16 protein-coding genes are annotated in these 11,156 nt (G+C 62.2%); 14 read left to right on the top strand and 2 right to left on the bottom strand.

Going from position 1 to position 11,156, the window contains the following annotated elements; genetic code table 11:
* Positions 1–60: 60 nt before the first annotated feature.
* Positions 61–432, bottom strand: a complete 372-nt coding sequence (locus tag GJ668_RS15015) for a GspH/FimT family pseudopilin (RefSeq protein WP_155450947.1) — start codon at positions 430–432, stop codon at positions 61–63.
* A gap of 111 nt (positions 433–543) precedes the next feature.
* The gene (locus GJ668_RS20970) at positions 544–735 is read right to left on the bottom strand and encodes a prepilin-type N-terminal cleavage/methylation domain-containing protein (protein ID WP_343032228.1); all 192 of its coding nucleotides are present in this window, start codon (positions 733–735) and stop codon (positions 544–546) included.
* Positions 736–968: 233 nt separating this feature from the next.
* Between GJ668_RS20970 and GJ668_RS20655 the strand changes: the two genes are divergently transcribed.
* The 14 genes from GJ668_RS20655 to gspD all read left to right on the top strand — a co-directional run bounded on the left by GJ668_RS20655 (position 969) and on the right by gspD (position 11,076).
* Positions 969–1,208, top strand: a complete 240-nt coding sequence (locus tag GJ668_RS20655; protein WP_246194918.1) for a hypothetical protein — start codon at positions 969–971, stop codon at positions 1,206–1,208.
* Positions 1,190–1,525, top strand: a complete 336-nt coding sequence (locus tag GJ668_RS20650; RefSeq protein ID WP_343032229.1) for a type II secretion system F family protein — start codon at positions 1,190–1,192, stop codon at positions 1,523–1,525. Before GJ668_RS20655 ends, GJ668_RS20650 begins: the two co-directional genes overlap by 19 nt.
* A 31-nt stretch (positions 1,526–1,556) precedes the next feature.
* On the top strand, positions 1,557–1,817 hold the full coding sequence (locus GJ668_RS15000) for a ribbon-helix-helix domain-containing protein (RefSeq protein WP_155450946.1): 261 nt from the start codon (positions 1,557–1,559) through the stop codon (positions 1,815–1,817).
* Positions 1,792–2,208, top strand: a complete 417-nt coding sequence (locus tag GJ668_RS14995) for a type II toxin-antitoxin system VapC family toxin (RefSeq protein ID WP_155450945.1) — start codon at positions 1,792–1,794, stop codon at positions 2,206–2,208. The genes GJ668_RS15000 and GJ668_RS14995 overlap by 26 nt, the downstream gene beginning before the upstream one ends.
* 65 nt (positions 2,209–2,273) lie before the next feature.
* On the top strand, positions 2,274–3,482 hold the full coding sequence (locus GJ668_RS14990; RefSeq protein ID WP_155450944.1) for a type II secretion system F family protein: 1,209 nt from the start codon (positions 2,274–2,276) through the stop codon (positions 3,480–3,482).
* A gap of 82 nt (positions 3,483–3,564) precedes the next feature.
* Complete coding sequence (gspG, locus tag GJ668_RS14985) at positions 3,565–3,993, top strand: type II secretion system major pseudopilin GspG (RefSeq protein ID WP_155450943.1); 429 nt, start codon at positions 3,565–3,567, stop codon at positions 3,991–3,993.
* Positions 3,984–4,433 (top strand): GspH/FimT family pseudopilin, encoded by a 450-nt coding sequence (locus tag GJ668_RS14980; RefSeq protein ID WP_246194916.1) that lies wholly within the window; start codon positions 3,984–3,986, stop codon positions 4,431–4,433. The genes gspG and GJ668_RS14980 overlap by 10 nt, the downstream gene beginning before the upstream one ends.
* Positions 4,433–4,849 (top strand): type IV pilus modification PilV family protein, encoded by a 417-nt coding sequence (locus GJ668_RS14975; RefSeq protein WP_155450942.1) that lies wholly within the window; start codon positions 4,433–4,435, stop codon positions 4,847–4,849. Before GJ668_RS14980 ends, GJ668_RS14975 begins: the two co-directional genes overlap by 1 nt.
* On the top strand, positions 4,846–5,559 hold the full coding sequence (locus GJ668_RS14970) for a prepilin-type N-terminal cleavage/methylation domain-containing protein (protein ID WP_155450941.1): 714 nt from the start codon (positions 4,846–4,848) through the stop codon (positions 5,557–5,559). The genes GJ668_RS14975 and GJ668_RS14970 overlap by 4 nt, the downstream gene beginning before the upstream one ends.
* Complete coding sequence (locus GJ668_RS14965; protein ID WP_155450940.1) at positions 5,559–6,509, top strand: type II secretion system minor pseudopilin; 951 nt, start codon at positions 5,559–5,561, stop codon at positions 6,507–6,509. The genes GJ668_RS14970 and GJ668_RS14965 overlap by 1 nt, the downstream gene beginning before the upstream one ends.
* A gap of 43 nt (positions 6,510–6,552) precedes the next feature.
* Complete coding sequence (locus tag GJ668_RS14960; RefSeq protein WP_155450939.1) at positions 6,553–7,647, top strand: PilN domain-containing protein; 1,095 nt, start codon at positions 6,553–6,555, stop codon at positions 7,645–7,647.
* Complete coding sequence (gene gspM, locus GJ668_RS14955) at positions 7,644–8,258, top strand: type II secretion system protein GspM (RefSeq protein WP_155450938.1); 615 nt, start codon at positions 7,644–7,646, stop codon at positions 8,256–8,258. The genes GJ668_RS14960 and gspM overlap by 4 nt, the downstream gene beginning before the upstream one ends.
* Positions 8,255–8,839 (top strand): hypothetical protein, encoded by a 585-nt coding sequence (locus tag GJ668_RS14950; protein WP_155450937.1) that lies wholly within the window; start codon positions 8,255–8,257, stop codon positions 8,837–8,839. The genes gspM and GJ668_RS14950 overlap by 4 nt, the downstream gene beginning before the upstream one ends.
* A 44-nt stretch (positions 8,840–8,883) precedes the next feature.
* A complete protein-coding gene (gene gspD, locus GJ668_RS14945) occupies positions 8,884–11,076 on the top strand; it encodes a type II secretion system secretin GspD (RefSeq protein WP_155450936.1) in 2,193 nt (730 codons plus the stop codon).
* The last annotated feature ends 80 nt before the right edge of the window (positions 11,077–11,156 follow it).

Here is an 11,156-nt window from a genome sequence, read left to right as displayed (position 1 = left end):
CTTCTTGCTTATGGCAGAGATATTTATTATATACTCAAACAGGTATTTTGTTAAAATTATTTAATAGATGTACTTACTGGTTACGCTATTGGTCCCGCTGTTGAACGCATCCCATACTTTTTGGATTTCATCGTTATCTAGGGTATCGTCACCATCATCGTCACGCCAAACGAGCCATCCGGCTGACCAGTCGACACCATTCTCACAACCCGTTCCGCTGTTATTCCGGCGGCAAACAGTCGCATGTTTTCGCTGTTTGATGGCCTCAGAACGCGCTGTTTGCAATGCGGTTACGAGGTCGTTGGTGATGGTGGTGGCACGGTTGTTTTGAATGATGCTGCGGAAATTTGGGACGCCAATGGTCAACACAATCAGGGCCAGTGCAACCGTGATCATGAGTTCGATGATGGTAAAACCTTGGTGTTTATTCATCAGTTTTATGCGAAACCTGAGCTGTCTAGCAGGACGGAATCGCGCCTACCACACAGCAACGAAGCTAGTGTTACATCCTGCCCTATTGGTCAGGTTAGTTGAATTGCTTTACTATCGCTGTTGGGTCGCGGCGCGATTGTTGCGGATCAGATCCTGAAAACCCGGCACGCCCAGAGTGACGAGAATCGCGGCGATGGACAGCGTGACCAGGAGTTCAAGCAGGGTGAGTCCACGCTGGAACCGCCCCGGTGTTGCCTTGGGCCTGGCCTCCAGGAACGCATTCGGCCACTTAGAACAGGTCACGACAGACCACCGGGTAGGGCAGTCGATGGCAGCATCACAGTGATATGATTGAAATGAAAACACGGATTAATGCCCGCACAAATTCGCAAAAAGTCGCGAAATGTTTTGGAGCGATCAAGTATAGGGCAAAATTCGCCGTAAACCGTGAGCGATTTCTCATCATCAAAACTTTGGCGCTCATTTTATTACACAAATAGCGTCATCAACGATCGCAATCTGAATATCAGTTGACCATGCCCAAATTCTTCTACAAAGCCGTCAAGCTCGACGGCGAGACGGTCGAGGGCGAGCTAGAGGCCGTCGACGAGTCGGCGGTCATCCGCCATCTCCAGGGCGAGGGCCTGATTCCGATTGAGGCGCGCACCACGAAAAGCCTGACGGCCAAGCTGGGCCAGCGCCGCCGCCGACGTCTGAGCCAAAAAGAGATCGGCATCCTCACACGCGAGCTGGCGACCTGCTCGAAGCCGGTCTGACCCTGGACCGCTCGCTGCAGATCCTCGTCGATCTGACCTCCGAAGAGCATCTGGTGCGGGTGCTTACGGACTTGCAGGAACGGGTGCGCGGCGGCGCGACCTTCTCCAGTGCCCTGGAGGCCCAGGATCGGCAGTTTCCGCGTCTCTACATCAACATGGTGCGGGCCGGCGAAGCGAGCGGCGCTCGAACAGGCGCAGGCTCTGGAGGAACAGGAACGGACCGCCAAAGAAGCCGCCTTAGCCGAAATTGCACGCCTCAAAGCGCAACTGCACGATCAAGATCGGGAGGCGTCGATTGCGCAGTCGAGATAATATAAATTCCCAACTGCCAATTTGGTGAGCCATCTCATGCCACTCTCGATTCTGTTGACTCCCGAGGAAGAGGCTCTACTGGAAGCCGCCAGTCGCCAGAGCGCACGCAGTCAGAGCGATCTGGTGCGCCAGAGTGTCCGCGAGCTGTGCCAACGTCTGCTGGAACAAGCCGGATCGACGCCCTATGAACTGGGCCAGGATCTGTTCGGCGCGGGACATCTCGCCGACGCGCCGACTGATCCCGCCAAACGCGACATCTGGGAGTCACTGCATGCCAAGCACCGCCGCCTGGGTTGATACGGGGTTTCTGGTCGCGCTGTTCGCCCGCAACGACCCACATCACGCCTCGGCGGTTGATTTTCTGGCAAAGGCTCGACGTCTGGAACTGCATTCTCTCTGGCCGGTCGTGGTTGAGGCCAATTTCTTTCTCGACACATCGGGAAAAATTGCGCTGCTGAGTTGGTTGGAGCGCCACGGGATCATCCTACATGACATCCGGGTCGCCGAACTGCCGGCGATTCGTGCGACCTTGACGAAATATCATGATCTCACCCCCGATTTCACCGACGCGGCACTCGTCACGCTTGCCGGGATCCATTCCATCAACCAGATCATCACCGTTGATGTGCGTGATTTCTCCGCCTATCGGCTACCCGATGGTCGAGCGTTTGAGCGTTTATGGCTCTGAAGCGAGGTAGATACAAGGGCGGGTAGAGCGACAGCGAAACCCACCATCGTTTCCACAGGACAACCATGCCCAAATTTTTCTACAAAGCCGTCAAGCTCGACGGCGAGACGGTCGAGGGCGAACTGGAGGCCGCCGACGAGTCGGCGGTCATCCGTCATCTCCAGGTCCAGGGCCTGATCCCGATCGAGGCGCGCACCACCAAGAGCCTGACGGCCAAGCTGGGCCAGCGCCGCCGCCGACGTCTGAGCCAAAAAGAGATCGGCATTCTCACGCGCGAGCTGGCAACCCTGCTCGAAGCCGGCCTGACCCTGGACCGCTCGCTGCAGATCCTCGTCGACCTGACCTCCGAGGAGCATCTGGTGCGAGTGCTCGCGGACTTGCAGGAACGAGTGCGCGGCGGCGCGACCTTCTCTAGCGCCCTGGAGGCCCAGGACCGGCAGTTTCCGCGTCTCTACATCAACATGGTGCGGGCCGGCGAAGCCAGCGGGGCCATGGAACAGGTGCTCGACCGGTTGGCCGACTATCTGGAACGTCTGGCCGAGCTGCGCCAGACCGTGACCTCAGCCCTGGTCTATCCCGCGATCCTGCTGTTCGTCTCCGCGCTCTCGGTCATCCTGCTGCTGGTGTTCGTGGTGCCGCAGTTCACGGTGCTGTTCGAAGACATGGGCGAGGCCCTACCGCTGCCGACCCAGATCGTGGTCGCCGCCGGGGAACTGTTCCGCAACTACTGGTGGGCCATGCTGTGCGTCATCGCGCTGGTGGCCGTCATCATCGAGCGCTGGCTCCAGAACCCCGAGGCCAAGGCCCGACTCGACCGACGGGTGCTGAGGCTGCCGCTGTTCGGTGACCTCATCTGGAAGATGGAAACCGCACGCCTCTGTCACACGCTCTCGACCCTGCTCAAAAACGGACTGCCCCTGCTCAGCGCCCTGAACCTGGCCAAGGAAGTGGTCTCTAACCAGAAGCTCTTTGGTCTGATCGAGGAAGCGGGCGAAGAACTCAAGCATGGACGCGGCCTCGCCGGCCCGCTGGCCCGGCTCCAGGCCCTGCCCGATCTGGCGCTCCAGATGATCCGCGTCGGCGAGGAATCCGGCAGTCTCGATGCCATGCTGGCCAAGGTCGCCAGCCTCTACGACCGCGAGACGCGGGTGAGCGTGCAGCGGATGCTGACGCTGCTGGAGCCGATCATGATCATTGGACTTGGCGTCATCGTCGCCGGGATCATTGTCTCGATCCTCATGGCCATTCTCGGCGCCAATGAACTCGTCTTCTAATTTATCGGGTGCGGTTTACAATGCGCCGTCCATGACCGATGCACAGGCGCGGTTCCCAATCCAATACGAGGTGATCCTCAACATGCGTTTCAAGACATCCCGCCGTCACGGCGGCTTCACTCTGGTCGAACTCCTGGTCGTACTGGCCATCCTGGGTCTGCTCGCCGGACTGGTCGGTCCGCAGGTGATGAAGTTCCTGGGCAGCTCCAAGAGCAAGACCGCCAATCTCCAGATCGAGGATCTGTCCTCGACGCTCGATCTTTATCGCCTGGAACTGGGCCGCTATCCGACCGAGAGCGAAGGACTCAAGGCGCTGGTCGAGAATCCGGGCAACATGCCGAACTGGAATGGCCCCTATCTGAAGAAGAAGGAAGTTCCCCAGGACCCCTGGGGCTTCGACTATCAGTACCGGTTCCCCGGCGAGCACGGCAGCTACGACATCTGGTCGCTCGGCGCCGACAACCGCGAGGGCGGCGAAGGCGAGAACGCCGACATCAACAGTTGGGAATAAAGGCCCGCGGCTTCACCCTGGTCGAACTGCTGGTGGTCATGGCCATCGCGGCGGTGATCATGACGGCCGTGCCGACGTTGTTCTCAGCGTCCTTTCCAGGACTGGAGATGAAATCCGCTGCGCGTCGCACCGCCGCTACGCTCAAACTGGCGCGTGAATCCGCCATCCGGCGTGGCGAGGAGACGGCGGTGCTGGTCGATCTCGAAAATCACCGTCTGACCCTGGCCGGCTATCGGGCGCTCTCCTTGCCCAACCGGCTGTCGATCCAGCTCGACGCCGCCAGTGGTGAACTGATCGACGAGCAACATGGCGCGATCCGCTTCTTCCCCGATGGCAGCTCGACCGGCGGGCGTCTCGTGTTATCCCATGACGGATATGGCTATCAGGTCGGCGTGGCCTGGCTGACCGGACGCATCGAGCTGGAGACCTGGTCCGAGTGATGAGCCCTCGTCGCCCGTCTCAGCAAGGATTCTCGCTGCTGGAGGTGCTGGTCGCCTTCGCGATCCTGGCCGTGTCGCTCGGGGTGCTGCTGGGCATCTTCTCGCGCGCCACCAGCGCGACCATCGCCTCGGCCCAATACAGCCAGGCCGCGACCCTGGCCGAATCGCTGCTTACCCTGGCCGGACAGGAAATCGCCCTGGACGAGGGCGCGGTCTCGGGCGAGACCGACAGCGGCTTTGCCTGGGAGCTGACCCTCGTCGAAATCGATCTCTCAGCCGAATTTCCAATGAGCGAGCCGCAGGCCCGAGCCTATCGCGTCAACGCCAATGTGCTCTGGTTCGATGCTGGGCGCGCGCGGCACCTGACGCTTTCGACCCTGAAACTGGCTCCCCTCCTGGCGGGCGCCGGCCGATGAGCGGGTTCATCCCCTCAAACTCCGGTGGGCGCAGAGGACGCGGCTTCACCCTGATCGAGTTGGTGATCGCGCTGGCGATCATCGGTCTGATCTCGCTGCTGCTGTTCTCGGGTCTGCGACTCGGCGGACGCTCCTGGGAAGCCGTCGAGACGGTCGGCGCGCGTCTGTCCGGTCTGCGACTCGCCGATGGTTTTATCCGACGCACGCTCGGCCAGGCTCGGCCGGCGACGACCATCTATGATGGGCAGATCGTGCAGGTCTTCGCCGGGGAGTCCGAACGCCTCGAATGGGCCGCGCCCCTGTCAGAGCACGTCGGTCTGTCCGGACTCTATATCCTGCGTCTGCAACTCGAAGGCGCGGGCGAGGCGCGCACCCTGATTCTGACACGCTGGCTGCTGCACCCCGAGATTCTGGAGGGCGGCGACGCGGTTCCAATCTGGGAGCCGATGAGCGAGCAGGACGCGGCGGCGTCGAGCGATCTGCGCGCCGACCTGGACACCGCCGATGGCGCTTTCGGGCGTGCCCGGTTACTGGAGAATGTCAGTCGCTTCGAGCTGGCCTACTATGGTCTGGCCGATGGCGACAGCGAACCGGACTGGCATGATGACTGGCTGGGCCAGACACGCCTGCCGGATCTGGTGCGGATTCGTCTGGAGACGACCGCGCAATCCTGGCCCGATCTGGTCGTGGCCCTACCCGATCAACCCTGATGATGCTACCAATCAGACGTCAGCGCGGCATCGCGCTCATGCTCGTGATGTGGGTGCTGACGCTCCTGACGGTCATGGCCGTGAGCCTGACTGTCTCGCGTCGCACCGAGATCGCCCTGACCGACAACCATGTCGAGTCGGCACGCTTCCGGGCGCTTGCCGAGGCCGCCATCGCCTATACGGCCTTGCACTACATGACCCCGGAAGCCCAGCTCGATGCCGAACAGGACACCGCCTGGCTGCCCAACGGCCAGCCGCGAACCTGGTCGTTCGCCGGTTCCGAGCTGAGTCTGCGGGTCTTCAACGAGTCCTCACGCTACAGCCTCAATCAGATCCAGCCTGACACCCTGCGCGCCCTGCTGGAAGTGCTCGGACTGGTACCCGAGGACGCCGATGCACTGGCGGCGGCGATCATCGATTGGCGCGACGAGGATGACCTGGCCCTGCTCAACGGGGCCGAGGACAGTGATTACGAACAAGCCGGCCGTGCGCTCGGCGCCAAGGATGCACCCTATGAGGCGGTCGAGGAATTGCGGCAGGTGCTCGGCATGACACCCGAGATCTATCGCCTGCTTGCGCCCGAGGTCTCGGTTGAGAGCGGCTCGGCGCAACCGGACGAGCGTTTTGCGTCACCCGCCGTGCTGGCGACGCTCAAGGGCCTCACGCTGGAGGACGCGCGCGAAGAGATCATCGCGCGCGATCAGGCCGAGGTGCCGGGGGCCACCACGACGACCGTGGTCAATCGTGGCGGCCCACTCTATCGACTCCAGATCACTGAACCGCGATCGCGGGGCGCGGGCCGGAGTATGGAGGTGCTCTTTCAGCTCGCGCCCGGTCAGCAGCCGCCCTATCAGGTGCTGTGGCGTCGAGACAGGGCTGGGTTTGACACTTCTTTGCATATTTCCGACCCTGATTCGCTCGACAATGTATCGACCCCGGCCGATACCTGATATATCCACGCTGGGTCGATCGACTGGATTCTGAATCTGAAATATGACTCTCACTGAACGCTTGAGCCTATTCATCAAAAGGTTGCCGGTCTCTGGCTCCATGGGGCTGTCCGGGGAGATCGGCGAACGGCTGACGAACTGTCTGCCCGCGTTCGCGCGTCGGATCCTGGCCCGCCACAATCGTCGTCTGATCATCTACCCCGAGGGTGATCGGGCACGGCTCAGTCTGGTCGCCGGACTGGACACCGAACCGCTCGGCGAGCTGAATCTGGCGCACACGACGACCTTACCCGGCCTCTCGGACGTGCGCGATCAGGATCGCCCCAGCGTCATCGAACTCTGTCTGCCGCGCGAGACCGTGCTCACACGCACGGTCTCTTTCCCCTCACAGGTCCGCGCCAATCTGCCGCAGGTGATCCGCTACGAGCTGGATCGTCTCTCGCCCTTCGAATCCAAGGATGTGCTCTTCGACTTCGCCGCCCAGAGCGGCTCCAAGAGCGCCGAGCGTTTGCGACTGGATCTGGCACTGTGCCGACGCGATCTGATCGATGGCTGGGTCGAGCGGCTGCAGGCGCTGGGCGCGCCGGTCGATCGCATCACCTGGGACGGGGCCTGGAGTGGGGCGAATCTGCTGCCATCCGAACAACGCCCGAAACGCCGCCGTCTGCGTCTGACGCTCAGCTCGGTGTCGGTCGCGGCCTCACTCCTGCTCGTGGTCGCGATCCTGGTCACGCCGCTGTGGCAGAAGCACCAGATCGCGCGCCAACTGGAGACCGAGGTCGCACGTCTGCGCGTTCAGGCCATCGCCGTCGACGAGGTACGCCAGGAACTCGAACGCGTCCGCCAGGGCAGCACCGCCGTGCTTCAGAGCAAGCTCGAACAGCCCTCGATCCTGGAGATGCTGCGCGAACTGACCACGCGCATCCCCGAGGATACCTGGGTGCAGAACCTCGAATTCAGCGCCGGCCAAGTCGACCTGCGCGGTGAATCAGGTCAGGCCACGGCCCTGATCGCGATCCTGGAACAGGCACCCGGCATCGAGGGCGTGTCCTTCGGCTCGCCCGTGACGCAAATCGCCCGCACCGGCAAGGAGCGTTTCAACATTGCCTTCCGTTACACGCAAGGAGGCGCTGAATGACCCCTAAATCTTCAGCCAGCCGCCCCTTCTGTCTGGCGGTACTCGGTACGGTGGTCCTGCTGCCGTTGCTGCTCCTGGCCGCCATCGCGGTTCCCTGGCTGAACCGGATTTCGACACTCAACGACACCATCGCCACCAACAGCGATCAGTTGCAGCGTTATCAGCGTCTGGTGCGCACCCTGCCCGCCTTACAGGCCGAGCTGGAACAGGCGCGCACCAATGACGACTTCGACGCCTTCTATTTCAAGGCGCCGACCCAGGCGCTCGCCGGTGCTCAGCTTCAGACCCGGATCCAGGAGATCGTCACGGCGGCGTCCGGGCGGCTGATCAGCACCCAGATCCTGCCACCCGAGAGTCAGGAGACACCACTGCGCATCCGCGTCCGCACCCAGATCCAAGGCTCGACCGAGACGCTGATGGAAGTGATCTATGCGCTCGATCAGGCCCGCCCCTTTCTGTTCATCGAGCGTCTCTCGGTGCGCTCCTCCGCCCGTCCGATCACCAACGCCAACCCGGCCCTGGCGCGTCGTCGCCTCGTCGCCAATCAGGGAGGCGAACTGACGATGCGGCTGGATATTTACGGCTTCGTCCTCGGAGGGAGCGCACCATGAAATATGCGCCTGTTCTGGTCGCGCTCGGCCTGCTTGCGATCCTGACGCTCCAGTGGCTCGGCTGGCCGCCGGCCGCGCCGCTGGCTGAGCCGGGCGATGCCCCTGCCGTGGTCGAAGCCGTCGCCACACCGCTGCAACCGGATCTGCTCACCCGGCTCGCAACGCCCGACACAAGGGACAACTATGTCGCCATCATCGAGCATCCACTCTTCCGGCCGGATCGCCAACCCGAGCCACCGAGCGACGAACAGCCGGCCGAGCCGATCAATGAGGAGAGCGTCGAGCTGAGCGTCTTCGACTTGAACGCCGTGCTCATCACGCCCGACATGGTCTCCGCCTGGGTCAAGGATCCGGCACAACCCAAGCTGCGCCGTTTACGTATCGGAGACGAGCTTCAGGGCTGGTCAGTGCTGAACATCCAGGAGGATCGTGTCCTGCTTGAGCGACAGGGTCAGCAGGATGCGCTAATATTGCGCGATTATTCAAAACCGTCGCCTGCGGCCGCGCCACCACCCACCCGGAAAGCCCTTCCTCGGCCTCCGCCCCGTGCACCGGTGCGCGCCGCCCCTCCCAAGCCATGATCACCCGCTGGTCGAGACGCATCGACCCTCGTCAACGAGGCACCATGTATTTCCATCACACTGCCAAGCGCACGCATCCGCTCGGACATGGGCTGCGCGTCGCCCTGTCGATCAGCCTTATCATCGGGCTGTACGGCTGCGAGCGTGCGTATTGGGATCCAACGGTCAAGATCGGCGATGCCAATGGACACATCATCGATGCCGATCAGACACAGAAGCGTGAAGACTTCAAGCAGCGCGGCGGCGGCGGCGCCGAGACCATCGCCATTGGCGGCGATGAGGCACGCCCCAAGAGCAGCGAGATCATGCAGCGCGGCAGCGGTTCGTTCGTGCGCCGGGTCGCGCCCCCTACGGTTGATACCGCGCCGGGTGACGTCACGCTGAACTTCGACGGCACCGACATCCGCGAAGTGGTCAAGGTCATTCTGGGTGATCTGCTCAAGGTCAACTATGTGCTGCATCCAGCCGTCCAGGGGGCCACCTCGCTCCAGACCGGCCGCCCGCTGCGCCGCGAGGATCTGCTGCCCACGCTCGAAACCCTGCTGCGCATGAACAACGCAGCACTCGTCTACACGGATGGCAGCTACGAAGTGTTGCCGCTGGCCAATGCCGTCCAGGGCCGCGTGACCCCGCAGCTCGGTGACTCGAACCGTGCGCTGCCCAATGGCTACAGCGTGCAGGTGGTGCCGCTGCGCTACATCGGCGCGGAGGAGATGAACAGCATCCTCACGCCTCTGGCGCCCGAGGGCAGCGTCATCCGTGTCGACAATCTACGCAATCTGCTGGTGATCGCCGGTACCAGTCCCGAAATGGGCAACCTGCTCGATACCATTCGCGTTTTCGACGTCGACTGGATGTCGGGGCTCTCGGTCGGCTTTTTCGTGCTCGAATACGCCAAGAGCCAGGATGTGGCTAAACAGCTCGAAAGCCTGCTCGCCGACGAGGGCGGCAATCCGCTCAAGGGCATCTTCCGCTTCATCCCGGTCGAAAGCTCCAATGCGCTCCTGGTCGTCTCGCCTCAGGCAAGCTATCTCGAGCAGGCACGCACCTGGATCGAACGGCTGGACATGGCCGAGGCCAGCAGCGACAGCTCCGAGCGACTCTATGTCTATCGGGTCAAGCACAGCAACGCCGAGAGTCTGGCCGACATCCTGTCGCAACTCTTCGGCGGCAGCGGCAGTAATACGCGCAAGTCTTCGGTCGGCAATGTCGCGCCCGGACTCGGTAACTCATCGAGCATCGGCGGGACGAGCACGGGCAGCGGCACGAATTCCAACACCAGCCAGAATCAAACGACCCGTCAAAGTGCCTCATCGCGCGAACTCGAGATGTCATCGAGCGTCAATATCGTTGCGGATGAAGTCAACAATTCGCTGCTGGTGCGGGCCTCGCCGCGCGATTACAAAAAGATCCTCGACGCGCTCAAGCAGCTCGATATCCTGCCGCTCCAGGTGCTGGTCGAGGCGACCATCGTCGAGATCACGCTCGCCGGCAATCTCAAATACGGCGTGCAGTGGGAGCTGTTCGGTCCGGCCAGCGATGGCAAGAGTTTTGCTTCTCTGGATGGAACCCTGGATGATTCCACGAGTTCGGCCATCGGCACCATGTTCCCCGGCTTCAACTGGGCGCTGGTCTCCAACCCGACCACGATCAAGGCCACGCTGAGCGCGCTCGCCGGCGATAACCTGCTCAACGTGCTGTCCTCGCCATCCGTCATGGTCATGGACAACCAGACCGCCAAGATCCAGGTCGGTCAGGAAGTCCCGATCGCCACCTCGCAGCAGGATGGCCTGTCGGCGACTGATCGCACCTATACCACCATCTCCTACAAAGACACGGGCGTCATTCTGACGGTCAAGCCGCGCGTGACACCGGGCGGGCTGGTACAGATGGAGATCGAGCAAGAGGTCAGCACGGTGCTGGAACAGGACGCCTCTAACCTGAATTCGCCATCATTCAAGAAGCGCACCATCACCAGCTCGGTGGCCGTGCGCTCCAACCAGGCCGTGGTGCTGGGTGGCTTGATCGAGGATGCACGCTCAGACGGAACGCAGGGTGTTCCTGGTCTCTACAGCCTGCCGATCATAGGCGGACTCTTCGGTCAGACCTCAAAGACCGCGGCCCGGACCGAACTGGTCGTCATCCTCACCCCCAAGGTCATCGCCAGCGATCAGGACATCGAGTCCGTGACCGAGGATTTCCGCCGAAAGGTCCGGGGATTGAACGTCGCCTTTTGAGCCAGAGCCGCGCCACCAACGAAAAAGGCGACCAAGTGGTCGCCTTTTTCGGTCGCAAGACAGGGGATGCGCGCGGTGCG

The organism is Allochromatium palmeri, from assembly GCF_009720725.1.
GTDB lineage: Bacteria > Pseudomonadota > Gammaproteobacteria > Chromatiales > Chromatiaceae > Thermochromatium > Thermochromatium palmeri.
Note: the sequence above shows the minus strand (reverse complement) of the source record. Positions and strands in the feature narration are given on the sequence as shown.